The sequence below is a fragment of the Leifsonia sp. NPDC058292 genome (assembly GCF_042880955.1).
GTDB lineage: Bacteria > Actinomycetota > Actinomycetes > Actinomycetales > Microbacteriaceae > Leifsonia.
Genome location: NZ_JBHVYL010000002.1, coordinates 15,874 through 40,367, shown reverse-complemented (window position 1 = coordinate 40,367; position 24,494 = coordinate 15,874). Strand labels below are relative to the sequence as shown.

Sequence of the window (24,494 nt, the reverse complement as noted above, 5' to 3'; positions counted from 1 at the left end):
CAGGTCCCCAGACCTAGGCTTCCGCGGCGCCCCAGCGTCCGAGTGCGGTGATCGCCTCCCTCAGGGCGAGTCCGCGATCGGTCAGCGCGTAGGCGCGGGTGTTGTGCCGAAGGGGCAATCGGTAGAGGAGACCGGCGGCTTCGAGTTCGCGAAGGCGGGTCGCCAACATGCTCATCGGCACTCCGAGGTCGCGTTGCAGATCGCCGTATCGCTGCGGCCCGTCGAGCAGTCGCTCCACGATGAGGAGAGCCCATCGCGCTCCGATGATGTCGAGGGCCGCGGCGAGATCGCTCACGCGGTCGGATCGGCGTCAGGCTTCATCCAGAACGGCGAGTAGTGGTAGCCGTCGGGGTCGTCGAACTGGCGCTGGTACATGAAGGGGTAGTCGTCGGTGTCGCCGATCCGCCCGCCGGCGGCGCCGGCGCGTTCAGTGAGCTCGTCGACGGCTTCGCGGCTGCCCAGGTCGAACGAGACCGTGACCTTCGAGGGTGTTTCGGGTCCGCCGATCCTGTCTTCGACACCTCCGACGCTCGCGTACATCTCGCGACTGCCGAGCATGACGTACTGCTCGGGCGCGATGGCGAAGCAGGACACGTTGTGATCGGACATCTCAGCATTGAGGGTCCAACCGAGGGCGGTGTAGAAGGCGGTCGCGCGTTCGACGCTCTCGACCGGGCATGTGATGAAAAGGCTCATGTCGGCATACTTTCAAAATCGAAGTGCCGCGTCAAGACCTAGCTCGATTCAGAAACGGCTTTCATCCGGCGCCGCGACGGCTGAACGGTGAGTATCGTCCGCACGCGCGACCGAGAGGCCAGATCGCGGGACGGCCCGCCCACGAACTGCCCGGCCGCGAGAAAAAGACCGAGCACCACCAGCACCAGCCCGGATGCGCGGAACAGTCGCCGCCTGCGTCGATCGCTGTTACCGTGCCTGGCTCACGAGGTCAGACTATGTTCGACGATGGAGCGGGCATGCGAACCGACCAGCGGGTCAGCCCGCGCTCGCCTGGTCCGCGTAGGCCTGAAGCATCCACTCGGCCTTGCGCACCGACGCCGGGTCGTAGCGGTCGGTGCGGTCGACGATGGCGTTGATCTCGTCGACCGCGGCGCCGGCGGCGGCGATCTGCTCGGTCGATGAGAACTCGGAGAGAGGGCCGAGCACCCGCATGACGAGGTGGTGCCGAAGTTCGCACAGGCGGGAGAAGCGCTGCCAGGGATGCTCGACGTTCGCGTACTGATGGTTCACGTTTCACATTTTAGAGGTAAAGGCGGTTGGTTCCGCTCATGCTGTCGCTGCTTCCCGGCGTCAAACCGGAGCGAGCGGCGTGCGAGCGCCGGTGGGGAGCTCCACCCGGATGTCGTCGCCAGCGCGCACGACACCGCCGGCTACGACGACCGACATCACACCGCCGCGACGTTCGATCGAGCCGTCGCCGCGCCGCGAGACCACCCGCTTGAGGAGCCCCGGTTCGAACGCGTCGATCTGGCGGCACGGGTTGCGGAGGCCGGTGACCTCGACCACCGCCTCCGAGCCGATGTGCAGCAGAGTTCCCGTCGGCAGTTCGAGCAACTCGATGCCGCGCGTGGCGATGTTCTCGCCGAGCATCCCCGGGGCGACGGCGAACCCCGAGCCGGCCAGCTGGTCGAACAGCTCCGTGTGGATGAGGTGCACCTGCCGCAGGTTGGGCTGCGATGGGTCGCGCGCCACGCGCGAGCGGTGCTGCACGGTGACGCCGGCGTGAGCATCCCCGTCGACACCGAGACCGGCGACGAGGGTGATCTCGTCGACGACGACCTTGCTGAAGCGGTGCGTGTCGTCGCGACTGACCGCCACGACGGAGGGGAGGGTCGCGCTCACGACAGCACCCGGGTACCGACCGGAACGCCTCCACCGGCGTAGAGCGCGGAGGCGGTGTCTTGCACAGCGGTGAGAGCGACGCGCTGAGTCCACGGGCCGTAGGACACGCGGGCGACGCCAAGCGCCTCCAGCCGGTCGGGAGCAACCGAGCCCGGGCTGCCGATCACGCTCAAGCGGCGCTCGCCGAGGCCCTCGACCAGGCCGGCGATGGTCGTCTCGTCCAAGGCGCCGGGCACGAACACGCACGCCGCACCCTCGGCGAGAAAGGCGCGCCCGCGCCTCACGGCCTCGGTGATCTTCTCGCCGACGGTGCGTCCTTCGTCGACGAGAAACACATCGGTGCGCGCGTTCAACACGAACGAGACCCCTTCGGCCGACGCGGCCGAGAGGGCGGCTCGAACCGCGGCGACCGCGGTGTCGAACGGGGCCATCGCGTCTTCGAGGTTCGCACCGACGACGCCGACGCCGATCGCCCGCCGCACGGTCCCGCCCGGGTCGCCGTAGCCCCGCTCGAGGTCGGCGCTGACCGGATGCGGAACGGCGTCGACGATACGGCCGATGGCGGCGATCATCAGGTCGAGCGGGATGCGCTCCCCGTCTTCGTACCCGTGCGAGGCCGCGATCGAGTGGCTGGCCGTGGCGACGGCTCGCGTTCGGGGAAGGTCGGCGACGACGCGGGCGCTCGCCGCATCCCACACGTTCACCACCTGCAGCAGTTCGGGCGCCTCGTGCAGCTGCCGGAGGAGGGCGGCCTGGTCGTCGAGTTCGGAGCTCACGTCGGTCATCCCTTCACCCTAACCTCGGCCATAGGATGTCCCCATGCCGCAGACGACGGTGCCCAAGACGCGATCGGCCACCGCTCGGCCGCGGTCGATCAACGTCATCGTCGACTACGCGTTCTTCGTCTTCGGTGGAGCCTCCGCCGTCTGGCTGGCGTGGCTCGTGCTCACCGAGAGTTTCAGCTGGGGCTGGTTCCTGGTGCTGTTCTTCGTGCTGTTCTGGGTGCTTCTGGCGTACCTGGTGCTGCCGCGCCTGCACCGCATCCTGACCAGCATCTACGTTCCCGACTATTTCATCGGCCGCGCCCGCACGAGCGACGGGCTGCTCGGCGACCCGATCAACCTCGCGCTCCTCGGCACCGAGGCGCAACTCGACGAGGCGATGACCCAGGCGGGCTGGACGCGAGCGGACGACGTGACCCTCGGCACGAGCTGGCGCATCGTCAGGTCGACCCTGCTGCGACGCAGCTACGACGAGGCGCCGGTGAGCCCGCTCTTCCTGTTCGGCCACCAGCAAGACGTCGCCTTCCAGCAGGAGGTCAAAGGCAACCCGGCGAAGCGCCATCACGTGCGCTTCTGGCGCTGCCCGGAAGGCTGGCTCCTCCCGGGAGGGCATCGAGCCGACTGGATGGCCGCCGGCACGTTCGACCGCGCCGTCGGCTTCTCGCTCTTCACCCTCCAAATCACGCACAAGATCGACGCGAACACAGACATCGAGCGCGACCACATCGTCTCCACTCTGCGGGATGCGGATGCGGGGGTCGCGGTGAACGTCATCCGCGACTTCTCCACCGGCTACCACTCGCGCAACGGCGGTGGCGACACGATCGAGACCGACGGCGACCTGCCGATCATCGACGTTCGAGGCGTGGCCGTCGACGCTGCAGCGCTCGCCGAGGTCGATCGGGCGGATGCGTACCGAGCGGCGATCGCCGAGCAGCGTCCCGTGCCGACCACGCTCGGTTTTCTGCTGATGCTGCTGCGCGTGGTGGCCGGTGCTCTGACGATCGGCGTGCTGGTTCTCGCCTGGCCGGAGCTGCTGCGCGCGGGCTCGATCACCATCTCCGATGCCGATTCCGACGTCGCACTCGGGGTCATCGCCGGCGTGCTCGGTCTCGGCCTGATCGTCTACCTCGCGCTGGCCGTGCTCGTGCTGCTCGGCAGCAACTGGGCCCGCATCGCGTCGATGACGTTCAGCGCGGCGATCATCGCGTTCACCGCGATCGACTATTTCAACGGCGGCCCGCAGGTCTCGCTGCGCACGAACCTGCTGGGCATCCCGCTCGACATCCTCGTCGTGCTCGCGCTGTCGTCGCAGCGGTCCCGGCTCTGGGCCCGTCGTCGCAGATCGCGCCGGCACGGCCTTGACGCGCTGGTGTCGCCCGAGCTTCCGGCGGACGATACGACGCTTCGCTGAGAGCGATCGGATTCGCCGCTCCCACGGGAAACATTGCCGCCCTGCCCGCGTTGCCGCCATCATGAACACCATGGATCCGGTCGCCACAATCGTCTGGATCGTGTCGTTCGTTCTCGTGACGGTCACGGTCACCGGGCTGTCGCGCCGTGTGGGCTGGTCGTCGCCGGTCGTGCTGGTCGCGGTCGGGGCCGTCGCATCGTTCATCCCCGGGGTTCCGCACATCGAGATCGAGCCCGAGCTCGTGCTCTACGGCCTGCTGCCCCCGCTGCTGTTCGCCGCGGCCATCCAGACGTCGTTCGTGGATGTGCGGGCCAGGCGCGACGGCATCCTGCTGCTCTCGGTGGGCCTCGTGATCTTCACCGTGATCGCCGTCGGCTTCGCCACCTGGCTGGTCGTGCCGACGCTCACCCTTGCCGCGGCATTCGCGTTCGGGGCGGTGGTGGCGCCGACGGACACGGTGGCGGTCAGCGCGATCGCCGGCCGCCTCCATCTGCCGAGACGTCTCGTCACGGTGCTGGAGGGCGAGAGCCTGCTCAACGACGCCACCGCCCTGGTCGCCCTCAACGCCACGATCGCCGCGATCGTGAGCGTCGTGAATCCGTGGGCCATCGCCGGGGACTTCGTGCTGGCAGTGGTGGTCGGTGTGGCCGTCGGTCTGGCCGTCGGCTTCGTGCTCGCGGCCATCCGCAAACAGTTGCGGGCGCCCGTGCTCGACACCTCGCTCGGGCTGATCACCCCGTACCTCGCGTTCATCCCCGCGCAGTTCTTGCACGGCTCCGGCTTTCTCGCCGTGGTCGTCGCCGCACTGTTCCTCGGGTACCGCTCGCCGACCATCCAGACCGCCGAAGCCCGAATAGCCGAGACGATCAACTGGCGCACGATCCAGTTCCTGCTCGAGAACGCGGTGTTCCTGTTCATCGGGCTCGAGCTCTCGGGCATCCTCCGTTCCGCCTTCTCGTCGGGCATCACCGTGCCGCAGACGATCATGATCAGTGCCGTCGTGCTGCTCACCCTCTTCCTTGCAAGACTGCTGTGGATGGTGCTGACCACGACCGTCTACCGCTACGGCCCCGAGCGGCTGCGGGAACGCGGCTGGAACTGGCCGACCGGCATCGCGGTGTCGTTCGCCGGCATCCGGGGAGTGGTCACGCTCGCGGCGGTCTTCCTCCTGCCGAAGGAGACGCCGCACCGCGAGTTCCTGCAGTTCCTCGCTTTCATCGTGGTGGTGGCGACGCTGCTCGAGGGCCTCGCCCTGCCCTGGATCATCCGCCGGCTCAAGCTGCCGCCGCCCGATTTCGCTCAGGAGGCCAGCGAGATGCAACGCCTGCTCGCCGAGGCGCAGACGGCCGGCCTCGGTCATCTGGACGGCCAGGTCACTGGAGACGAAGACGAGCGCGTTCTGGTGCGGCTCCGCATCAACGCCGCCTTCCTCTCCGACGCGCTCGAGAACCCGTCGCAAGACGAGAGCGAGGATGTGGCGGTCGAGTACCAGCGTCTGCGTCGCTCGATGATCAAAGCCGAGCGCCAGGCCGTGTTGCAGGCGCGGTCGGAGGGCCGCTACCAGGAGCCCGCGGTGCGCTCCGTGCTGGCTTTCCTCGACGCGGAGGAGTCGGCGCTCAAGTCGTCGGGACCGCGCAAGCCGCTGATGTGACGCCGGCTCAGGATGCGTGGGCCGGGCAGCGCACGTCGCTCTCCGCCTCGCACACCACGAGCTGTTCGCGGCACGACGGGTCGGCGCAGTTGCGCATCCGGTTGGTCGCCTCGCCGCAGACCACGCAGGCGCCGACGACCGCCGCCTGCTCGGTGAAGTCGAGCGAGCCGCGGCCGTCGAACACGTAGAGCGAGCCCTCCCAGAGCCCGGCGTCGCCGAAGGTCTCGCCGTAGCGGACGACGCCGCCGTCGAGCTGGTACACCTCGCCGAATCCGCGCGACTTCATGAGACCGGAGAGCACCTCGCAGCGGATGCCGCCGGTGCAGTACGTCACGACGGGCTTGTCTTTCAGATGGTCGTACTTGCCGCTGTCGAGCTCGGCGACGAAGTCCCGCGTCGTCGACACGTCGGGCACGACCGCGCCCTTGAAGTGCCCGATCTGCGCCTCGAAGCGGTTGCGGCCGTCGAAGAAGACGACGTCGTCCCGCTTCTCGACCAGCTCGTGCAGCGCGGCGGGGTCGAGACGGGTTCCTCCGCCGACGACTCCGGAGTCGTCGACCTGCAGCTCGCCGGGCGCTCCGAAGCTGACGATCTCGTCGCGCACCTTCACCGACAGCCGGGGGAAGTCCGCGCTCAGTCCGTTCTCATCGAGCCCGGTGCCCTCGCTCCATTTGACGTCGAGGTTCTTGAACGCCGGATAGTCCTTCGTCTTGCGGAGGTACTTCTTGACGGCGCCGAGCTCGCCGCCCAGCGTGCCGTTGATGCCGTCGGCCGAGAGAAGGATGCGTCCGCGCAGTCCCAGCGCCTCGCACAGGTCGCGCTGCCACAGCCGCACCGCCTCTGGGTCGGCCAGCGGCGTGAACGCGTAATAGAGGATGATCTTCGCAACCGGCACCGAACCATGCTAGGCGGCGCCGTCTGTGTGGTCTCCGAGCGGTCGGTATGGACTCCGGGCGGCTGAGGGTTAGGCTGCATGTCGTTCGTTGAATCGCAATGCTTTAAGGGGTGCCGTGCCAAACGCAGGACAACGGGATGGGTCTGTGCGCACGCTCGTGATCATCCCGACCTACAACGAGCGCGAGAACGTCGCTCCGATCGTGGCCCGTGTGCGCGCCGCCGCGCCCGAGGTCGAGGTTCTGGTCGTCGACGACAACTCGCCCGACGGCACCGGCGCGATAGCCGACGCGCTGGCCGCGGCCGACCCCAACGTGCGCGTGCTGCACCGCGCCGGAAAAGACGGCCTCGGTGCCGCTTACCGCGAAGGGATGCGCTGGGCGCTGCAGGAGGGCTACGGCCGCATCGTGGAGATGGACGCCGACGGTTCCCACAAGCCCGAGCAGCTGCCGCGGCTCCTCGCCGCCCTCCGGCCGCCCGAGACGGCCGCCGCGGGTGACGCGGGTGACGCGACCGACGCGAAGGCCACCGGCGCCGACGTCGTGCTCGGCTCGCGCTGGGTCGCCGGAGGCGGAGTCGAGAACTGGCCCGCCCGTCGCCGGATGCTGTCCCGCGGCGGAAGCGCGTACTCGCGCATCATGCTCGGCATCCCCGCCCGCGATGTGACCGGGGGCTACCGGGCGTTCACGGCGGAGGCGCTGCGGCGCATCCAGTTCGCCGACGTCGAGAGCCAGGGATACTGCTTCCAGATCGACATGCTTCGTCGGGCATACGATGCTGGCCTGACGGTGGCCGAGGTTCCGATCACCTTCGTCGAGCGCGAGCTCGGTGCATCGAAGATGACCGGCGGCATCGTCGCCGAGGCGATGCTCCGGGTCACCGGGTGGGGGATCACCGGTCTTCCGGCCCGGTTCGGCCGTCGGCGTAGCGTTGTGGCATGACTGAGAACGATCCTCTCGAGCGCTTCGGCGCCGTTCCCCACTTCGCGCTCACCAGCGACGACATCGCCGACGACCGGCCTCTGGGCCGGGAGCAATGGGGTGCCGGCGGTGGCGGCGGTGACATTTCCCCACAGCTGAGCTGGTCGGGTTTCCCTGCCGAGACGAAGAGCTTCGCCGTGACGATCCACGACCCCGACGCCCCGACCGGTTCGGGCTTCTGGCACTGGGCCGTGTACAACATCCCTGCCGACGTCACGTCGCTCGCGGCCGGCGCCGGAGCCGAGGGCGGCGCCTCCCTGCCCCAGGGCGCGGCCATGCTGTCGAACGAGCTCGGAGCCAAGAGCTTCACCGGCGCCGGGCCTCCGCCCGGAACAGGCACCCACCACTACACGGTCGTCGTGCACGCGCTCGACGTCGACAGGCTCGACCTCGACCCCGCGTCCACGCCCGCCGTGCTCGGCTTCAACGCCCACTTCCACACGCTGGCCCGCGCCGTCCTCATCCCCACGGCCACACACGGCGACATCTAGCCCACAACCTGCTCACTGCTCACTGCTGGCTGCTCGCAACGCCTCGCTAGCGCCGGAGTTCTCGTCCCACCTCGCCGATTCGACCGTCACGACGGAAGAACCACCGGCGCGTCGGCCGAAAACTCCGGCGCTAGTGCTTGACCCCGGTGAAGGCCAGCACCCCGCCCAGCCCGATCATCATCACGCCGCCGGTCGCCCCGAGGCGCTCCACGCGCTTCGGCGACCGGCCGAACCATCCGCGAGCCGTGCCCGCTGCCAGCGCCCATACGCTGTCGCACGCCAGCGCGATCAGGAGGAACACGACCCCGAGCTCGAACATCTGGCCGGGGATCCACGCGCCCGAGTAGTCGACGAACTGCGGCAGCACAGCAACGAAGAACACGAGCGATTTCGGGTTGGTCAGCCCCACCACGAAACCTTCGGAGAGGATGCGCAAGTGCGAGCGGCGCGGAGGCGTCGCCTCGTGCGTGACCGCGGTGTGGCGACGGTGGCGGATGGCCTGAACGCCGAGGTAGACGAGGTACGCCGCTCCGGCGAACTTGATCACGGTGAACAGCACGATCGACTGCGCGACGACCGCCCCGATCCCGAGAGCCACCGCGATGATGAGCGGCAGCATCCCGAGCGCGTTCCCCACGACGCTGAGGAGGCCGCCGACGCGCCCGAGAGAGAGCGAGCGCCCGATCACGAACAGCACGCTCGGGCCCGGGATCACGATGAGGGCGAGGGATGCGAGCGCGAACGCCAGCAAAGACGTCGGAGGAACCATGGGCACAGGCTACCCACCGGAACGTGACCCGGCTACAGCGGGTAGGTTCGAGGTGTGAAGCTCCACAACGTCCGCGTGCACAGAAGCGAAGAGAATCTCGCCCGTCAGAACCAGCTCGCCTGGGCCATCGCGGAGGTCGCCGTCGACCCCGTCGATGTCGATCCCGAGGTAACCGAGATGGTGATCAACCGGGTCATCGACAACGCGGCCGTCGCTGCCGCGTCGCTGACCCGACGGCCCGTCGTGTCGGCCCGCGCGCAGGCGCTGGCGCATCCTCTTCCTCAGCGCGAGCTCGAAGAGCTGGTCGACGCGGTCGGCCACCCGCAAGACGGTTCCACGGTGTTCGGCGAGCCCGAGCAGAGACGCGTGTCGCCCGAGTGGGCGGCCTGGGCGAACGGTGTCGCCGTGCGCGAGCTCGACTACCACGACACGTTTCTGGCTGCCGAGTACTCGCATCCGGGTGACAACATCCCGCCCATCGTCGCCGTCGCGCAGCACGCCGCCCGGGCGCTCGGCCTGACTGGTCGCGACCTGGTGCGCGGCATCGCCACCGGGTATGAGATCCAGATCGACCTGGCCAAGGCGATCAGCCTCCACGCCCACAAGATCGATCACGTCGCCCACCTGGGGCCGAGCGCCGCCGCCGGCATCGGAACCCTGCTCGGCCTGCCCACCGAGGTCGTCTTCCAGGCCGTCGGCCAGGCGCTTCACACCACGACCGCGACGCGACAGTCGCGCAAGGGCGAGATCTCCAGCTGGAAGGCGCACGCCCCGGCGTTCGCCGGCAAGATGGCCGTCGAAGCGGTCGACCGGGCGATGCGGGGCGAGACCAGCCCGACCCCGATCTACGAGGGCGAAGACGGCGTGATCGCCTGGCTGCTCGACGGCCCCGAGGCGAGCTACGACGTGCCGCTGCCCGAGCCGGGGGAGGCGAAGCGCGCCATCCTCGACAGCTACACCAAAGAGCACTCGGCCGAATACCAGGCGCAGGCGTGGATCGACCTGGCGCGCAAGCTGCACCGGGAGCACCCCGAGGTCGCCGACCCGCGAAACGTGGCGAGCATCCTCATCCACACCTCCCACCACACGCACTTCGTGATCGGTTCGGGCGCGAACGACCCGCAGAAGTACGACCCGACTGCCTCGCGCGAGACCCTCGACCACTCGATCCCGTACATCTTCACCGTCGCACTGCAGGATGGCGGCTGGCATCACGTCGAGTCGTACCTTCCCGAGCGCGCGGGCCGCTCCGACACGGTGGAGCTGTGGCACAAGGTGACCACCACGGAAGACCCGGAGTGGACCCGCCGGTACCACTCGATCGACCCGGCCGAGAAGGCGTTCGGTGGCCGTGTCGAGATCCACCTCACCGACGGAACTGTGGTCACCGACGAGATCGCCGTCGCCGACGCGCATCCGCTCGGCGCCCGCCCGTTCGCGCGTGCCGACTATGTGCAGAAGTTCCGGATGCTCGCCGCCGACGTGCTCGAACCCGCCGAGATCGAGCGGTTCCTCTCAGTCGCCGAGCGCCTCCCCGAGCTCACCTCCGACGAGCTCGGCGGTCTCACCATCACCGCGAAACCGGGACTGCTCGCGACCATCCCGGCCCCGAAGGGACTCTTCTGATGCTGTACTCCCGCGTTCCCGCCCACGAGAAGCGTGCGGCCTTCCGCGCTCGCCTCGATTCGGGGGAGCTCATCCGGATGCCCGGCGCGTTCAACCCGCTCTCCGCGCGCCTGATCGAGCGCAAGGGCTTCGATGGCGTCTACATCTCGGGCGCGGTGCTGAGCGCCGACCTCGGCCTGCCCGACATCGGTCTCACCACCCTCACCGAGGTGGCCGGCCGGTCAGCGCAGATCGCGCGCATGACCGACCTGCCGGCTCTGGTCGACGCCGACACGGGGTTCGGCGAGCCGATGAACGTCGCGCGCACCGTGCAGACGCTCGAAGACGCGGGGGTCGCCGGCCTGCACATCGAAGACCAGGTGAACCCCAAGCGGTGCGGGCACCTCGACGGCAAGCAGGTCGTCGACGAGAACACCGCGCTGAAACGCATCCGTTCGGCCGCCGACGCCCGGCGTGACCCGAACCTGCTGATCATGGCGCGCACCGACATCCGCGCCGTCGACGGGCTGGCGGCGGCGATCGACAGGGCGAAGGCGCTCGTCGACGCCGGGGCCGACGCGATCTTCCCCGAGGCGATGGCCGACCTGTCCGAGTTCGAGGCGGTTCGCGCCGCCATCGACGTTCCGATGCTCGCCAACATGACCGAATTCGGCAAGAGCGACCTGTTCACGGTCGACCAGTTGCGTGACGTCGGAGTGAACATCGTGATCTGGCCCGTGTCGTTGCTGCGGCTGGCCATGGGCGCGGCGGAGCGTGGACTCGACCAGCTGCTCGCCGAGGGCACCCTCGAGCCGAAGCTCGGCGAGATGCAGCATCGCGCCGAACTGTACGACCTGATTGACTACGAGGGATACAACGCGTTCGACACCTCGGTGTACAACTTCGAGGTCAAGCGGTGACACCGCGCAGCGAAGGAGCAGCAGCATGACAGACCCCGAGATCCACAAAGGCCTCGCCGGCGTCGTGGTCGACACCACGGCCGTCTCGTCCGTGAACCCCGAGACCAACTCTCTGCTCTACCGCGGCTACCCCGTGCAGGAGCTCGCCGCGCAGTGCTCGTTCGAAGAGGTCGCGTTCCTGCTCTGGCACGGCGAGTTGCCGACCGACGATGAGCTCGTCGCGTTCGAGGCTCTGGAGCGTTCGTTGCGGCCCCTCGATGAGCGCACCAAGCGAGCGATCGACGATGTTCCGGTGAGTGCGCATCCGATGGATGTCGTGCGCAGCGCCGTCAGCCAGCTCGGCGGCCTCGACGCCACGCTCACCAAGCCCGACGCCGTGCTCGACCCCGAGCTGAACGAGGGTCGCGCGGTCTACCTCCTGGCGCAGCTGCCCACCATCGTGGCTTACGACCAGCGCCGCCGGCGCGGCCTCGACCCGGTCGAGCCACGGGACGACCTCGACTATTCGCAGAACTTCCTCTGGATGACGTTCGGCGAGATCCCCGACGACGTCGTCGTCGACGCCTTCCGGGTCTCCCTCGTGCTCTACGCCGAGCACTCGTTCAACGCCTCCACGTTCACCGCCCGGGTGATCGCCTCGACACTGTCCGACGTCTATTCGGCGGTCACCGGCGCGGTCGGCGCTCTCAAGGGACCGCTCCACGGCGGCGCCAACGAGGCGGTCATGCACGCGTTCGACGAGATCAAGACGGCGGACAAGGCCGAGGCGTGGCTCGACGACGCTCTCGCCGAGAAGCGCAAGATCATGGGATTCGGCCACCGGGTCTACAAGAACGGCGACTCCCGGGTCCCTACCATGAAGGCCGCGCTCGAGAAGCTCGCCGACCACTACGACCGCCGAGATGTGCTCGACCTCTACAACGCGCTCGAGCAGGCGATGGGCGACCGCAAGAACATCAAGCCGAACCTCGACTACCCGTCGGGCCCCGCGTACAACCTCATGGGGTTCGACACCGAGACGTTCACGCCGCTCTTCGCCGCCGCGCGCGTCGCCGGCTGGACAGCCCACATCTTCGAGCAGTACGCGGCCAACTCCCTCATCCGGCCGCTCTCCCTCTACAACGGCCCCGCCGAACGCCACCTGTCCCGCTGACCCGCCTGCTCTGCTGCCCCGGCCCGCCACCTGGCCTGGCCCGCCGGTTTCGCGTCGGAGATTTGGGGCACCCGCCCGCAAATGACCGGCGCGCCGGTCATCCCACCGGCGCGCCGCCCGATTTCTCCGTCCAGTCGCTCAGCGCGAAAGCAGCAGCGCCTCGCCCTGCCCGCCGCCACCGCAGAGCGCAACCGCCGCCCGGCCGTCCCCGCGTCGCGCCAACTCGTGCGCCGCGTGCACCGCGAGCCGGGCCCCGGATGCGCCGATCGGGTGACCGAGCGCGATCGCACCTCCGTGGATGTTGACCTTCTCGGCATCCAGCCCCAGGTCTGCCATCGACTGCAGCGCGACGGCCGCGAACGCCTCGTTGATCTCCACCAGGTCGAGGTCGTCAACACTCCAGCCGGCTTTCGCCAGCGCGGCCGAGATCGCGTTCGACGGCTGCGAGTGCAGCGAGTTGTCGGGCCCGGCGACCTGCCCGCTCGCGCCGACGACGGCGAGCCACGTCAGTCCCCGGCGTTCCGCGTTCTCCCGGCTGGTGAGCACGAGCGCCGCCGCCCCGTCGCTCAGCGGCGACGAGTTGCCCGCCGTGAGTGTGCCGCCTTCGGAGAAGCTCGCGCGCAGTCGACCCAGAACGTCTGCCGTCGAGTCGGGCCGCACGCCCTCGTCTTCGCGAACGACCACCGGCTCGCCCTTGCGCTGCGGGATGCTGACCGCCGCGATCTCGTCGTCGAACGCCCCTGAGGCAGCGGCTTCGCCCGCCCGGCGGTGGGATGCGGCGGCGAACTCGTCCTGCGCCTCGCGCGTGAGCCCGAGCTTCTCGGTGTACGACTCGGTCGACGCTCCCATCGAGATGCCGTCGAACGCATCCGTCAGTCCGTCGTGCGCCGCGGAGTCGAGGGCGGTGATCGAGCCGTAGTTCCAGCCGGTGCGCGAGCCGGGCAGCACGTGGGGCGCGTTGGTCATCGACTCCTGACCGCCCGCGACGACCACCTCGGCCTCGCCTGCGCGGATGAGCCGCGCCGCGTCGATCACGGCCGCCAGCCCCGAGAGGCACACCTTGTTGATGGTGACGGCCGGCACGTTCCAGCCGATTCCGGCGGCGATCGCGGTCTGCCGCGCAGGGTTCTGACCGGCGCCCGCCTGGAGCACCTGGCCGAAGATGACCGCATCCACCGCTTCCGCATCCAGGCCCGAATCGGCAAGTGCCTTCTTCAGTGCGACCGCACCGAGCTCGACAGCGCTCAGGGAGGCGAGCGCACCTTTGAGCTTTCCCTGCGGGGTGCGTGCAGCAGACAGGATGACGACGTCTCGTGGACTGTTCATGGCGACTCCTTCGTGGCCGTTCGGCGGCTTGTGGCCGGTTCTCCTTTCACCATCTCACACCGTCGCCGGCGCCGCAGCCCGCGATAGCCTGACACCTCGCCAATGAACGAGGAGACCCATGGAGCGCTTCGCCCCGATCGAACCCTTCGCCACTGGGATGCTCCCGGTCGGCGACGGGAACGAACTGTATTGGGAGACCAGCGGCAACCCTTCCGGCACACCGGTCGTGGTCTTGCACGGCGGGCCCGGCTCGGGCTCGACGCCGGGCGGCCGCCGCACCTGGAACCCGGAGAAGTACCTGATCGTGCAGTTCGACCAGCGCAACTGCGGCCGCAGCACGCCGTCCGCGGCAGACCCGTCCGTGGACCTCTCGGCGAACACCACCGAACACCTGATCGCCGACCTCGAGTCGTTGCGTCTGCACCTCGGCGTCGAGCGCTGGGTCGTCTGGGGCGGGTCGTGGGGATGCACTCTCGCGCTCGCGTACGCCGAGCGCCATCCGCAGCGGGTGCGGGCGATGATCCTCGTGTCGGTCACGATGACCCGCCGCTCCGACGTGCACTGGCTCTACCACGAGGTCGGTCGCTATCTGCCCGAGGAGTGGCGTGCTTTTCGCGACGGTGTGCCCGAGAATGCGCGTGACGGCGACCTGGTCGCGGCTTACGACGAGCTGCTGAACTCGTCGCACGACCCGCAGGTGCAGTTCCGGGCGGCCCAGTTCTGGACCGACTGGGAGGACGCGGCCGTGTCACTCGAGCCGGGCTGGGCGCCGAGCGAGCGGTACCGCGACGCGGGTTTCCGGATGCAGTTCGCCCGCATCGTCACGCACTACTTCAGCAACGGGGCGTGGCTCGAGGAGGGGCAGTTGTTGCGCGACGCGGATCGTCTGGCCGGCATCCCCGGGGTGCTGATTCACGGCAGGTTCGACCTCGGCGGACCGGTGGACGTGCCGTGGTTGCTGGCCGAGGCCTGGCCGGATGCCGAGCTCCACATCGTGGGCTCGGCCGGCCACCAGGGGAGCGCGGAGACGATGCGACTCCAGTTGGCGGCAGCGGAGCGCTTCGCCGACGCGCCCTGATCGCGCGGGTGCGCGTGGGTTCTCCACAGGCGGCCGCGGCGAAGAGTTCTCCACAGATTGCTGATCGGCATCGAACGGGACCGCCCCTGATTTCTAGGTTGGGGTCATGCCGAACAACGATCAGGAGGAGTCGTTCGCCGATGTGCCGATACACGATCGACCCAGGGAGAGAATGCGGCGCCTCGGCGTCGGCGCCCTCACCGACGACGAAGTGCTCGCCCTCGTGCTGGGATCAGGCCAGCCCGGGCGCAGTGTCATCGCATCAGCGCGTTCGATTCTTCGAAAAACCGGAGGTTTCCCCGGCCTCGCCACGATGGACTTCGCCCGCCTGGAGATACTGCCGGGCGTCGGTCCGGCCACGGCCGGCAAGCTCGTCGCCATCATCGAGATCTGGCGCCGGGCAGGAACCTCTTCGGCCTGGACGAGACTGGTCGATCACGAGGCCGTCGCCGCCATCGTCAGGCCCGAGCTGCTGCACCGAGATGGTGAGCGCTTCGTGGTCGTGGTCGCCGACCGCGCGGGTCGGCCTATCGAGATCGTGCTGTTGCGCGACGGCGGCATCCACCAGACCTCGATCGAGCCCGCCGAAGTGCTTCAGGCCGTGCTCACCCGCGGCGGTCGATCGTTCGGCGTCGCCCACAACCATCCCAGCGGCAGCCTCGAGCCGAGCGTGGCCGACGTCACCGTCACGAGACGGCTCGACCAGGCGGCCGCCACGATCGGTCTGCGATTCCTGGGACACATCCTCGTCGCGGGCGACGAATGGGCGGCCCTTCAGCCCAGAGCGGCTACGGGAGCAGGCGGGTCGGGCCCCGGAACAGGTAGGTCGTCTCGCGCAGGTTCGCGAGGTGCAGCATGAGCATCAGCACGCGGGCGAGCCCCATGCCGAAACCGCCGTGAGGCGGCACTCCGTAGCGGAAGAAGTCGAGGTAGAACCCGAGTTCTTCGGGGTCGAGCCCCTTCTCGCGGGCCTGTGCCTCGAGCACGTCGATGCGGTGCTCGCGCTGTGCGCCGGTCGAGATCTCGACACCGTTGAAGATGAGGTCGTAGCTCTTCGTGATCGACGGGTCGCCCTCGTGCCGCATGTGGTAGAACGGCCGGATGCTCGAGGCGTAGTCGGTCAGAAAGACGAACTCGTGACCGTAGGTCTCCTTGACGTAGGCGGAGATCTGACGCTCGCCCTCGGGGTCCATGTCGTCGTCGTGACGAGGAACCTCGTAGCCTCGCTCGGCCACGATGCGCTTCGCCTCGGCCAGCGGGATGCGCGGGAACGGCGTCGAAGGCACCTCGACCTCCACGTCGAACAGCTCCTTGATCTGCTCGCCGTGCTTCTCCTTCACCGCGGTGAATCCGGCGACGATGAGGTTCTCGTGCAAGGTCATCACGTCTTCGTGGCTGTCGATCCAGCTGACCTCGGCGTCGACGCTGGTGAACTCGGTGGCGTGACGGCTGGTGAAGCTGGGGTCGGCGCGGAAAGCCGGGCCGATCTCGAACACCTTGCCGAAGCCGGCCGGCTGCGCCATCTGCTTGAAGAACTGCGGGCTCTGCGACAGATAGGCGGTCGTGTCGAAGTAGCCGACCTCGAACAGCTCGGCGCGAGACTCGCTCGGGCTGGCCATGAGCTTCGGCGTGTGCAGCTCGATGAAGTCGTTCTTCACCCAGTAGTCGCGCAGAGCGTGCTCGAACGTCGTCTGCACGCGGAAGATGAGGTTGTTCTTCGGCTCGCGCAGGTCGAGGAAGCGCCAGTCCATGCGCTTGTCGATCCCGCTGTCCGCGGCGATCGGGGTTTCGGGGATGGCGGCCGACTCGACGGTCAGCGTGGAGAGCTTGATCTCGATGCCGCCCAGCTTCACTCGCTCGTCGTGCTTCAGCTCGCCGGTCGCGGTGACGAAGCTGCCCTGCGCGAGACCGGAGATGGTGGTGGCGGGTTCGTCCGCGACCACGGCGCCGTCGGCATCGACTGTGCGGGGGTTCACGAGCTGAACGGCGCCCGACTCGTCGCGCAGGACGACGAACTGCACCTTCTTCTGGTCGCGAACGGTCTCGACCCATCCAGAAACGGTCACGGGGCCGTCGGGGGAGGCGGCCAGGTCTTTGATCACTACGCGCTCAGTCACGAGAGCCAAGCTTACCGTCAGCCCTTAGTGCCTCCGGAGGCCCTCGCTGCAGCGCCCGAGCCCGCGCTCAGTGAATTCAAGGTATTGCCCTCCGTAGACTGGAGCAGTGGTAGCAAGCCAAGTACACCTGGTCCGTCACGGCGAGGTGTTCAATCCCGACGGCATCCTGTACGGCAGGCTGTCGGGCTTCGGCCTCTCCAAGCTCGGGCATCGCATGGCCGCCGCGGCGGCCGACCACCTCGCGACGAGAGGCCGCGCGACCACCCTGCTACGGATGTCTCCTCTGCAGCGCACTCGCGAATCCGCCGCCCCGATCGCGACAGCCTTCGCTCTGACGCCGGAGATCGACGAGCGCATCATCGAGCCGACCAACCACTTCGAGGGCACCGTGATGTCGCGGGCGCTCAAGAACCCGGTGAACTGGCCCTTCCTCATCAATCCGGCCCGGCCGACGTGGGGCGAGGCGTACACGAGCATCGAGAAACGGATGATCGCCGCCATCGACGACGCGTTCGACTCGGTCGACGAGGGCGATGTGATTCTCGTCAGCCACCAGCTCCCGATCTGGGTCGCGCACCTCTCCGTCGCCGGCGAAAAGTTCTGGCACGACCCGCGCAAGCGCCGTTGCGCCCTGTCGAGCATCACCACGTTCGAGCGACAGGAGCTCCCCGTCGTCGTACAGCGCCGACCTGGCGATCCCGAGCCGACGGAGCCGCCGGGCACCGAGCTCCGGCTGGTCGAGGTCGGCTACGCGGAACCGGCTGCCGATCTGCAGGCCGCGGCCACCGATGTGGGGGCCGTATGACGCGCCGCACCCGCACCCGCACCCGCGCCCGCATCCTGGCGCCTCTCGTTGCCACCGTCGCGGCGGCGGCGCTCCTGCTCACCGGATGCACGACCGACAAGCTCGCCGAGCAGTACCGCTCGGGCAACGGCCAGAACTACATCGCCGGTGACGGAACAGTCACCGAGTTCGCGGCCGACAACCGCGGCGAGGCCGTGAGCTTCAGCGGAAAGGTCGCCGACGGCACGCCCGTCAGCTCGAAGGACTACGCGGGCAAGGTGCTCGTCGTCAACTTCTGGTACGCGGGATGCCCGCCGTGCCGGGTCGAGGCGCCGGAGCTCGAGAAGCTCTCGCAGAAATACAAAGCCGACGGTGTCGGTTTCCTCGGCGTCAACCTCTACGACTCCGTGGGAACGGCCGCCAGCTTCGAGAAGGAGAAGGGCGTCACCTATCCGTCGGTGCTCGACCGTGACACCGGGTCGGTGCTGCTCGCCTTCAGTAAAACGGTTCCGCCGAAGGCCACTCCGACAACGCTGGTCGTCGACAAGAAGGGTCGCGTCGCGGCGCGCATCCTCGGCGCCATCCCCGACGCGAGCATCCTCGACTCGCTCATCTCCGACGCTCTCGCCGAGACCGACTGAGGTGGGAAGCGTCGGAGAGATCGTCTTCAGTGGACAGCTGTTACTCGCACTGCCCATCGCCGTGCTGGCCGGGCTCGTCTCGTTCGCGTCGCCGTGCGTGCTTCCACTCGTTCCGGGTTACCTCGCCTACGTCGGCGGGTTCAGCGGAACGGGGGAGAAGCGCGACCGCTCGCGATTGCTGACCGGAGTGGCGCTCTTCATCCTCGGCTTCGCCATCGTCTTCATCGCCTACGGCGCCGCCTTCGGTGCGCTCGGCCTGTGGCTGGTGCGCTGGCAAGAGGTGGTCATCCGGATCCTCGGGGTGCTCGTCATCATCATGGGCCTGGTGTTCATCGGGCAGTTCTCCTTCCTCCAGCGCACGATCAAGCCCACCTGGCGCCCGGCCACCGGGCTCATCGGCGCGCCTCTGCTCGGCATCGTGTTCGGCCTCGGCTGGACACCCTGCATCGGGCCGACGCTCGCGGCGATCAGTGCGCTCAGCGTCGGAAGCGGATCGCCGTGGCGTGGTGCGCTGCTCGGGCTCTTCTATTGCATCGGCCTCGGCATCCCGTTCCTGCTCGTCGCCCTCGGCTTCGAGTGGGTCACCGGATCGGTCGCATTCCTCAAACGGCACATCCGTGCCATCAACATCATCGGCGGCGTGCTGCTGGTCATCATCGGAATTCTGATGGCGACCGGCGTCTGGAGCGCGCTGATGTCACAATTCTTGGCGGTGATCACAGGTTTTGAGCCGGCCCTCTGACCACATCGATTCCGCGCCACCGCGCGAAGACCCGAACGTCGTTCAGCCCAAACTCGGCTTCGTGGGCTGGTCGCGGTGGTTCTGGCGACAGCTCACGAGCATGCGCACGGCGTTGTTCCTGCTCCTGCTGCTCGCGATCGCCGCGGTGCCAGGATCCCTGGTGCCCCAGCGAAGCTCCGACCCGAACGGTGTCGCGAACTACTTCACCGAGCATCCGGACATCGCGCCCTTACTCGACAAGCTTCAAGCGTTCGACGTCTACACGTCGGCGTGGTTCTCGGCGATCTACCTGCTGCTGTTCGTCTCGCTCATCGGTTGCATCATCCCGCGCACCAAGCACCACCTGAACGCGCTACGGGCGAAACCTCCTCGTACACCGGTGCGACTCACCCGCATGGCGGGCTTCCGCGCGCGGCTGCTTCCCGCCGAGGCGGCGGCTGACGGCGCCGAGCCGATCGAGGCGGCACGTACGGTACTCCGCAAGGCCGGCTATCGCGTGGCGGTCTACCAGGATGCGAATTCGACGTCGGTCTCGGCGGAGCGCGGCTACCTGCGGGAGACCGGCAACCTCGTGTTCCACACCGCACTCGTCGGGGTGCTTTTCGCGGTCGGGTTCGGCGGAGGACTGGGCTTCACCGGGCAGAAGATCGTCATCGAGGGGCAGTCGTTCGTCAACAGCATCCCGTCGTACAACTCGTTCAATCCGGGGCGGTTCTTCAACAGCGATTCGCTCATCCCCTTTTCAATCAGGGTGGACAAGCTCGACGTGAAGTACGAGACCGAGAACAAGAACGCCCTGGGAACCCCCCTCGACTACACGGCCCACGTCACGACGACGGAGCCGGGCCAAGCGCCGAAGAAGCAGACCATCAAGGTCAACGAGCCGCTCGAGATCGGCGGCACCAGCGTCTATCTCCTCGGAAACGCGTACGCCCCCGAGGTGACGGTTCGAGACCCGCAGGGCAAGATCGTGTTCCAGGACGACGTGGTGTTCCGCTCGCAAGACACCAACAACACCTCGCTCGGCACGATCAAGGTGCCCGACGGCCTGGCCCAGCAGGTGGGGATGACCGGCTTCTTCTATCCGACCAAGGGTGACAGCCAGACAGCGGCGGGAGCGATGGCGTCGATCTTCCCCGACCTGCGCGATCCGCTCGTCACGCTCAACGTCTACGTCGGAAGTCTCGGCCTCGACGACGGCGTTCCGCAGAACGTGTACAGCCTGAACACCGACAAGATGAAGCAGGTGGCCGGACCGGGCACCGCCACGAAATCGCTGGAGATAGCGCCGGGCCAGACCGTCCAACTTCCGGATGGGCTGGGCACGGTCTCCGTCGACGGAGTGAAACGCTATGTCGGCCTCGACATCCACAGCGATCCCGCCCAGGGCTGGGTGCTGCTGTTCGCGATCCTCATCTTCGGCGGGCTGCTGACGGCCCTGTTCGTTCCGCGCCGGCGGATCTGGGTCAAAGCGGTCGACAACGCCGACGGGTCCGTCACTCTGGAGTACGCAGGACTGGCCCGAGGGGAAGACCCGAATCTCGAATCGGCGATCGAGACGATCGCCGAACAGCACGCCGCGGGGCTCACCCGAAGTTCCGCTCGCACCCGAACAGAAAACACTTAGGCTTACACCGTGACTGACATCCTCGCTCAGCTCTCAACCGTCTTCATCTACGCGGCGATGGGCATCTATGTGCTCGCGTTCGTCGCGTTCGCCCTCGATCTCGCGCGGCGGGGCGCGCGGGCCACGGCCGAAGAAGCAGCCATCGTGCCTAGTGCAGTGGCACGGCGAACGGATGCGGGGCGCGCGTCGGCCGCGCCGCCGACCGTCGTCACGGCGAACGAGAGCTCGGGTGGCGCGACGACGACCCTCACCCGCCTGAGCACGCGCATCACATCGCGCGTCGAAGACGATGTCGCCAACGGGGGCGCGATCTCGTTCAGTATGCGGGCCGCCTTCGTCATCACGATCGTGGGATTCGCCTTCCACCTGGCTGCAACGGTGCTGCGAGGCATCGCGGCCGACCGGGTGCCGTGGGCGAACATGTGGGAGTTCTCGATGACGGGAACCCTCGTCATCATCGGCGTCTTCCTCGTCGTGAATCTCAAGCTCGACCTCAAGTACCTCGGCACGTTCGTCCTCGGGCTCGTGCTCATCCTGCTGGGCATCGCCCTCGTGCGGTACTACGTTCCGGTGGTCCCGCTGCAACCGGCGCTCCAGTCGTACTGGCTGGTGCTGCACATCATCGTCGCGGTGTTGGGCACCGCGTTCTTCGCTCTCGGGTTCGCCCTCTCTGGTCTGCAGCTGCTGCAGGCCCGACGCGAACGGCAGATCGAAGACTCCGTGCCGCAGCAGTTCAAGTTCCTCGCGACCCTACCGACGGCGAAGACTCTCGAGAACCTCGCCTACCGGGTGAACATCTTCGGTTTCATCGCCTGGACGTTCACACTCATCGCCGGAGCGGTCTGGGCCGAGAAGGCGTGGGGTCGGTATTGGGGTTGGGACACCAAGGAAGTCTGGACGTTCATCATCTGGGTGATCTACGCCGGCTACATCCACGCACGAGCCACTCGCGGGTGGCGCGGGTCGCGTTCCGCGTGGCTCGCGATCATCGGGTTCTCCGCGGTGATGTTCAACTTCGGCATCGTCAACGTCTTCTTCAAGGGGTTGCACGCCTACTCGGGTCTGTAACCGGCGGATCCGGAAGCAAGTTTCCGACAGACGAAGAGCGCGTGTGCATCACGCGCTCTTCGTCGTTTAAGCGCCGCCGAACCTGCTAGATCCGCGGGATGACGCGGATGCGGGGGTGCGACACGCCCGGGCTGCAGTGCAGATTTGCGAGCCCCTGGGGACCTGCGTAAAGTACTTACTTGTCACCCCAAAGGTGCGGGAGAGCCGAAGAGCTCCCCGGCCTCAAGCGGGACCGAATCCTTAGCCTAACGGCAAATCTCAACTTGATTGAGAGCGCCCGGAATGCTTAGGATATAAACCCCACTCACTGAGCAGGTCTAACCGACTCGGATCGTGTGAAACGGTTGCGTCCAGATAAGGACCGCCGCGAGAACACGAAACGGCCGACTTGACAAACTGACGGAGAGTGGTAAGGTAGAGAAGTTGCCCCAGAGAGACGGCCGAGAGGTCAGAAACTGGGAGCGTCCGATCCTTGAGAACTCAACAGCGTGCACAATGTCAAATGCCAAAAACCTCGACGCTTAGCTTCGGCTAAGCAAGAGATTCCTTTGGAAACAGATTAAAACAACAAAGCAAGTCAGTAATGATTTGTTCTGTCAGTTTCAAACTTGCTGAGATGTCACCCATTCCGGTGGCTCGAAGCACTAGATGTGCCGAGACGCTTGCGTCTCGTGCAATCAAACATTTACGGAGAGTTTGATCCTGGCTCAGGACGAACGCTGGCGGCGTGCTTAACACATGCAAGTCGAACGATGAACCCGGAGCTTGCTCTGGGGAATTAGTGGCGAACGGGTGAGTAACACGTGAGTAACCTGCCCTTGACTCTGGGATAACCTCCGGAAACGGAAGCTAATACCGGATACGACGTACGGAGGCATCTCCTGTACGTGGAAAGAATTTCGGTCAAGGATGGACTCGCGGCCTATCAGGTAGTTGGTGAGGTAACGGCCCACCAAGCCTACGACGGGTAGCCGGCCTGAGAGGGTGACCGGCCACACTGGGACTGAGACACGGCCCAGACTCCTACGGGAGGCAGCAGTGGGGAATATTGCACAATGGGCGCAAGCCTGATGCAGCAACGCCGCGTGAGGGACGACGGCCTTCGGGTTGTAAACCTCTTTTAGTAGGGAAGAAGCGAAAGTGACGGTACCTGCAGAAAAAGCACCGGCTAACTACGTGCCAGCAGCCGCGGTAATACGTAGGGTGCAAGCGTTGTCCGGAATTATTGGGCGTAAAGAGCTCGTAGGCGGTTTGTCGCGTCTGCTGTGAAATCCCGAGGCTCAACCTCGGGCCTGCAGTGGGTACGGGCAGACTAGAGTGCGGTAGGGGAGATTGGAATTCCTGGTGTAGCGGTGGAATGCGCAGATATCAGGAGGAACACCGATGGCGAAGGCAGATCTCTGGGCCGTAACTGACGCTGAGGAGCGAAAGCGTGGGGAGCGAACAGGATTAGATACCCTGGTAGTCCACGCCGTAAACGTTGGGAACTAGATGTGGGGACCATTCCACGGTCTCCGTGTCGCAGCTAACGCATTAAGTTCCCCGCCTGGGGAGTACGGCCGCAAGGCTAAAACTCAAAGGAATTGACGGGGGCCCGCACAAGCGGCGGAGCATGCGGATTAATTCGATGCAACGCGAAGAACCTTACCAAGACTTGACATATACGAGAACGGGCTAGAAATAGTCAACTCTTTGGACACTCGTAAACAGGTGGTGCATGGTTGTCGTCAGCTCGTGTCGTGAGATGTTGGGTTAAGTCCCGCAACGAGCGCAACCCTCGTTCTATGTTGCCAGCACGTAATGGTGGGAACTCATAGGAGACTGCCGGGGTCAACTCGGAGGAAGGTGGGGATGACGTCAAATCATCATGCCCCTTATGTCTTGGGCTTCACGCATGCTACAATGGCCGGTACAAAGGGCTGCAATACCGTAAGGTGGAGCGAATCCCAAAAAGCCGGTCTCAGTTCGGATTGAGGTCTGCAACTCGACCTCATGAAGTCGGAGTCGCTAGTAATCGCAGATCAGCAACGCTGCGGTGAATACGTTCCCGGGCCTTGTACACACCGCCCGTCAAGTCATGAAAGTCGGTAACACCCGAAGCCGGTGGCCTAACCCTTGTGGAAGGAGCCGTCGAAGGTGGGATCGGTGATTAGGACTAAGTCGTAACAAGGTAGCCGTACCGGAAGGTGCGGCTGGATCACCTCCTTTCTAAGGAGCATCTGGCACCCCGTGTCGTAAGACGCAGTGGTGTCCAGGCGCCAGATCGAGACACACGTTCTCGCTGGTAGCTCATGGGTGGAACATTGACATTGGTGCGGAGCCGAACGGCTCGAAGTCAGTACGCTCTTCGGAGTTGGAAAGCTTCGAACTCGGAAGCACCGCACATGCACGCTGTTGGGTCCTGAGGGACCGGGCCTCGTCCGAACGGATGAGAACTGGACCTCTGGACCTTTTCTTGTCGGCATCACTTGCCGTCAGAGAAGGTACCGCCCGTACTTTGAGAACTACACAGTGGACGCGAGCATCTTAGATTCGAGTCGAGCCGGTTTCGGCTGGCGAGTCTCGGATCACAAAAAGATGATCTGATTTATT

23 protein-coding genes and 1 rRNA gene are annotated in these 24,494 nt (G+C 66.7%); 15 read left to right on the top strand and 9 right to left on the bottom strand.

Translation table 11 applies throughout. The features are described from left to right. Positions 1-13 precede the first annotated feature (13 nt). The 5 genes from ACFVWR_RS02195 to ACFVWR_RS02175 form a co-directional block, all read right to left on the bottom strand. Positions 14-295: a winged helix-turn-helix transcriptional regulator gene (locus ACFVWR_RS02195; RefSeq protein ID WP_387207520.1), complete on the bottom strand. Its 282-nt coding sequence runs from the start codon at positions 293-295 to the stop codon at positions 14-16. Beyond that, positions 292-696: a VOC family protein gene (locus ACFVWR_RS02190; protein ID WP_387207518.1), complete on the bottom strand. Its 405-nt coding sequence runs from the start codon at positions 694-696 to the stop codon at positions 292-294. The genes ACFVWR_RS02195 and ACFVWR_RS02190 overlap by 4 nt, the downstream gene beginning before the upstream one ends. Before the next feature lie 297 nt (positions 697-993). Then, positions 994-1,248, bottom strand: a complete 255-nt coding sequence (locus tag ACFVWR_RS02185) for a hypothetical protein (RefSeq protein WP_387207516.1) — start codon at positions 1,246-1,248, stop codon at positions 994-996. Positions 1,249-1,308: 60 nt separating this feature from the next. Further along, on the bottom strand, positions 1,309-1,860 hold the full coding sequence (locus ACFVWR_RS02180; RefSeq protein WP_387207514.1) for an MOSC domain-containing protein: 552 nt from the start codon (positions 1,858-1,860) through the stop codon (positions 1,309-1,311). Beyond that, positions 1,857-2,645: an isocitrate lyase/phosphoenolpyruvate mutase family protein gene (locus ACFVWR_RS02175; protein WP_387207512.1), complete on the bottom strand. Its 789-nt coding sequence runs from the start codon at positions 2,643-2,645 to the stop codon at positions 1,857-1,859. The genes ACFVWR_RS02180 and ACFVWR_RS02175 overlap by 4 nt, the downstream gene beginning before the upstream one ends. Before the next feature lie 34 nt (positions 2,646-2,679). Here ACFVWR_RS02175 and ACFVWR_RS02170 point away from each other — a divergent pair, with 34 nt between their 5' ends. Together ACFVWR_RS02170 and ACFVWR_RS02165 are read left to right on the top strand one after the other, a co-directional pair. Beyond that, on the top strand, positions 2,680-4,056 hold the full coding sequence (locus ACFVWR_RS02170) for an LssY C-terminal domain-containing protein (RefSeq protein ID WP_387207510.1): 1,377 nt from the start codon (positions 2,680-2,682) through the stop codon (positions 4,054-4,056). Between the two features lie 70 nt (positions 4,057-4,126). Then, a complete protein-coding gene (locus ACFVWR_RS02165) occupies positions 4,127-5,707 on the top strand; it encodes a Na+/H+ antiporter (protein WP_387207508.1) in 1,581 nt (526 codons plus the stop codon). Between the two features lie 7 nt (positions 5,708-5,714). On the opposite strand, the gene ACFVWR_RS02160 is transcribed toward ACFVWR_RS02165, so the two are convergent. Continuing rightward, on the bottom strand, positions 5,715-6,602 hold the full coding sequence (locus ACFVWR_RS02160) for a rhodanese-related sulfurtransferase (protein WP_387207506.1): 888 nt from the start codon (positions 6,600-6,602) through the stop codon (positions 5,715-5,717). Between the two features lie 115 nt (positions 6,603-6,717). On the opposite strand from ACFVWR_RS02160, the gene ACFVWR_RS02155 reads away from it, so the two are divergent. Together ACFVWR_RS02155 and ACFVWR_RS02150 are read left to right on the top strand one after the other, a co-directional pair. Further along, positions 6,718-7,542 carry a polyprenol monophosphomannose synthase gene (locus ACFVWR_RS02155; protein ID WP_387207504.1) on the top strand — a complete coding sequence of 275 codons (825 nt, stop codon included), beginning with the start codon at positions 6,718-6,720 and terminating at the stop codon, positions 7,540-7,542. Continuing rightward, a complete protein-coding gene (locus ACFVWR_RS02150) occupies positions 7,539-8,072 on the top strand; it encodes a YbhB/YbcL family Raf kinase inhibitor-like protein (protein ID WP_387207502.1) in 534 nt (177 codons plus the stop codon). Before ACFVWR_RS02155 ends, ACFVWR_RS02150 begins: the two co-directional genes overlap by 4 nt. 130 nt (positions 8,073-8,202) lie before the next feature. Here ACFVWR_RS02150 and ACFVWR_RS02145 read toward each other — a convergent pair whose 3' ends face one another. After that, positions 8,203-8,841 carry a LysE family translocator gene (locus tag ACFVWR_RS02145; protein ID WP_387207500.1) on the bottom strand — a complete coding sequence of 213 codons (639 nt, stop codon included), beginning with the start codon at positions 8,839-8,841 and terminating at the stop codon, positions 8,203-8,205. 54 nt (positions 8,842-8,895) lie between these two features. Between ACFVWR_RS02145 and ACFVWR_RS02140 the strand changes: the two genes are divergently transcribed. From ACFVWR_RS02140 to ACFVWR_RS02130, 3 genes are read left to right on the top strand one after another with little or no spacing between them, the layout of a single operon-like run. Then, positions 8,896-10,467, top strand: coding sequence for an MmgE/PrpD family protein (locus ACFVWR_RS02140; protein WP_387207498.1), 1,572 nt, complete (start codon positions 8,896-8,898; stop codon positions 10,465-10,467). Beyond that, the gene (gene prpB, locus ACFVWR_RS02135) at positions 10,467-11,366 is read left to right on the top strand and encodes a methylisocitrate lyase (RefSeq protein ID WP_387207496.1); all 900 of its coding nucleotides are present in this window, start codon (positions 10,467-10,469) and stop codon (positions 11,364-11,366) included. The genes ACFVWR_RS02140 and prpB overlap by 1 nt, the downstream gene beginning before the upstream one ends. Positions 11,367-11,391: 25 nt before the next feature. After that, a complete protein-coding gene (locus ACFVWR_RS02130) occupies positions 11,392-12,519 on the top strand; it encodes a bifunctional 2-methylcitrate synthase/citrate synthase (protein WP_387207494.1) in 1,128 nt (375 codons plus the stop codon). Between the two features lie 138 nt (positions 12,520-12,657). Here the strand turns inward: ACFVWR_RS02130 and ACFVWR_RS02125 are convergent, their stop codons facing one another. Continuing rightward, positions 12,658-13,845, bottom strand: coding sequence for an acetyl-CoA C-acetyltransferase (locus ACFVWR_RS02125; protein WP_387207492.1), 1,188 nt, complete (start codon positions 13,843-13,845; stop codon positions 12,658-12,660). A gap of 118 nt (positions 13,846-13,963) precedes the next feature. Here ACFVWR_RS02125 and pip point away from each other — a divergent pair, with 118 nt between their 5' ends. Both pip and ACFVWR_RS02115 read left to right on the top strand, forming a co-directional pair. Continuing rightward, on the top strand, positions 13,964-14,923 hold the full coding sequence (gene pip, locus ACFVWR_RS02120) for a prolyl aminopeptidase (RefSeq protein WP_387207490.1): 960 nt from the start codon (positions 13,964-13,966) through the stop codon (positions 14,921-14,923). A gap of 106 nt (positions 14,924-15,029) precedes the next feature. Further along, the gene (locus ACFVWR_RS02115) at positions 15,030-15,782 is read left to right on the top strand and encodes a RadC family protein (protein WP_387207488.1); all 753 of its coding nucleotides are present in this window, start codon (positions 15,030-15,032) and stop codon (positions 15,780-15,782) included. Here ACFVWR_RS02115 and aspS read toward each other — a convergent pair. Then, positions 15,712-17,025, bottom strand: coding sequence for an aspartate--tRNA(Asn) ligase (gene aspS, locus ACFVWR_RS02110; protein ID WP_387207971.1), 1,314 nt, complete (start codon positions 17,023-17,025; stop codon positions 15,712-15,714). The two genes, ACFVWR_RS02115 and aspS, sit on opposite strands and share 71 nt — an antisense overlap. Before the next feature lie 121 nt (positions 17,026-17,146). On the opposite strand from aspS, the gene ACFVWR_RS02105 reads away from it, so the two are divergent. The 6 genes from ACFVWR_RS02105 to ACFVWR_RS02080 all read left to right on the top strand — a co-directional run bounded on the left by ACFVWR_RS02105 (position 17,147) and on the right by ACFVWR_RS02080 (position 24,110). Next, entirely contained in the window at positions 17,147-17,845 is a 699-nt protein-coding gene (locus ACFVWR_RS02105; RefSeq protein WP_387207486.1) for a histidine phosphatase family protein, read from the top strand. After that, positions 17,842-18,465, top strand: coding sequence for a TlpA family protein disulfide reductase (locus tag ACFVWR_RS02100; RefSeq protein ID WP_387207484.1), 624 nt, complete (start codon positions 17,842-17,844; stop codon positions 18,463-18,465). Before ACFVWR_RS02105 ends, ACFVWR_RS02100 begins: the two co-directional genes overlap by 4 nt. A 1-nt stretch (position 18,466) precedes the next feature. Next, positions 18,467-19,207, top strand: a complete 741-nt coding sequence (locus ACFVWR_RS02095; protein ID WP_387207482.1) for a cytochrome c biogenesis CcdA family protein — start codon at positions 18,467-18,469, stop codon at positions 19,205-19,207. Next, positions 19,191-20,834: a cytochrome c biogenesis protein ResB gene (locus tag ACFVWR_RS02090; protein WP_387207480.1), complete on the top strand. Its 1,644-nt coding sequence runs from the start codon at positions 19,191-19,193 to the stop codon at positions 20,832-20,834. The genes ACFVWR_RS02095 and ACFVWR_RS02090 overlap by 17 nt, the downstream gene beginning before the upstream one ends. A 9-nt stretch (positions 20,835-20,843) precedes the next feature. Further along, on the top strand, positions 20,844-21,902 hold the full coding sequence (ccsB, locus tag ACFVWR_RS02085) for a c-type cytochrome biogenesis protein CcsB (protein ID WP_387207478.1): 1,059 nt from the start codon (positions 20,844-20,846) through the stop codon (positions 21,900-21,902). 684 nt (positions 21,903-22,586) lie between these two features. Further along, positions 22,587-24,110, top strand: a 16S ribosomal RNA gene (locus ACFVWR_RS02080). Positions 24,111-24,494 lie beyond the last annotated feature (384 nt).

Coding starts and splice junctions, on each gene's coding strand:
- ACFVWR_RS02190 (WP_387207518.1), bottom strand. CDS start 696: ATGAGCCTTTTCATCACATGCCCGGTCGAGAGCGTCGAACGCGCGACC.
- ACFVWR_RS02175 (WP_387207512.1), bottom strand. CDS start 2,645: ATGACCGACGTGAGCTCCGAACTCGACGACCAGGCCGCCCTCCTCCGG.
- ACFVWR_RS02170 (WP_387207510.1), top strand. CDS start 2,680: ATGCCGCAGACGACGGTGCCCAAGACGCGATCGGCCACCGCTCGGCCG.
- ACFVWR_RS02165 (WP_387207508.1), top strand. CDS start 4,127: ATGGATCCGGTCGCCACAATCGTCTGGATCGTGTCGTTCGTTCTCGTG.
- ACFVWR_RS02150 (WP_387207502.1), top strand. CDS start 7,539: ATGACTGAGAACGATCCTCTCGAGCGCTTCGGCGCCGTTCCCCACTTC.
- ACFVWR_RS02145 (WP_387207500.1), bottom strand. CDS start 8,841: ATGGTTCCTCCGACGTCTTTGCTGGCGTTCGCGCTCGCATCCCTCGCC.
- prpB (WP_387207496.1), top strand. CDS start 10,467: ATGCTGTACTCCCGCGTTCCCGCCCACGAGAAGCGTGCGGCCTTCCGC.
- ACFVWR_RS02130 (WP_387207494.1), top strand. CDS start 11,392: ATGACAGACCCCGAGATCCACAAAGGCCTCGCCGGCGTCGTGGTCGAC.
- ACFVWR_RS02125 (WP_387207492.1), bottom strand. CDS start 13,845: ATGAACAGTCCACGAGACGTCGTCATCCTGTCTGCTGCACGCACCCCG.
- pip (WP_387207490.1), top strand. CDS start 13,964: ATGGAGCGCTTCGCCCCGATCGAACCCTTCGCCACTGGGATGCTCCCG.
- ACFVWR_RS02115 (WP_387207488.1), top strand. CDS start 15,030: ATGCCGAACAACGATCAGGAGGAGTCGTTCGCCGATGTGCCGATACAC.
- ACFVWR_RS02100 (WP_387207484.1), top strand. CDS start 17,842: ATGACGCGCCGCACCCGCACCCGCACCCGCGCCCGCATCCTGGCGCCT.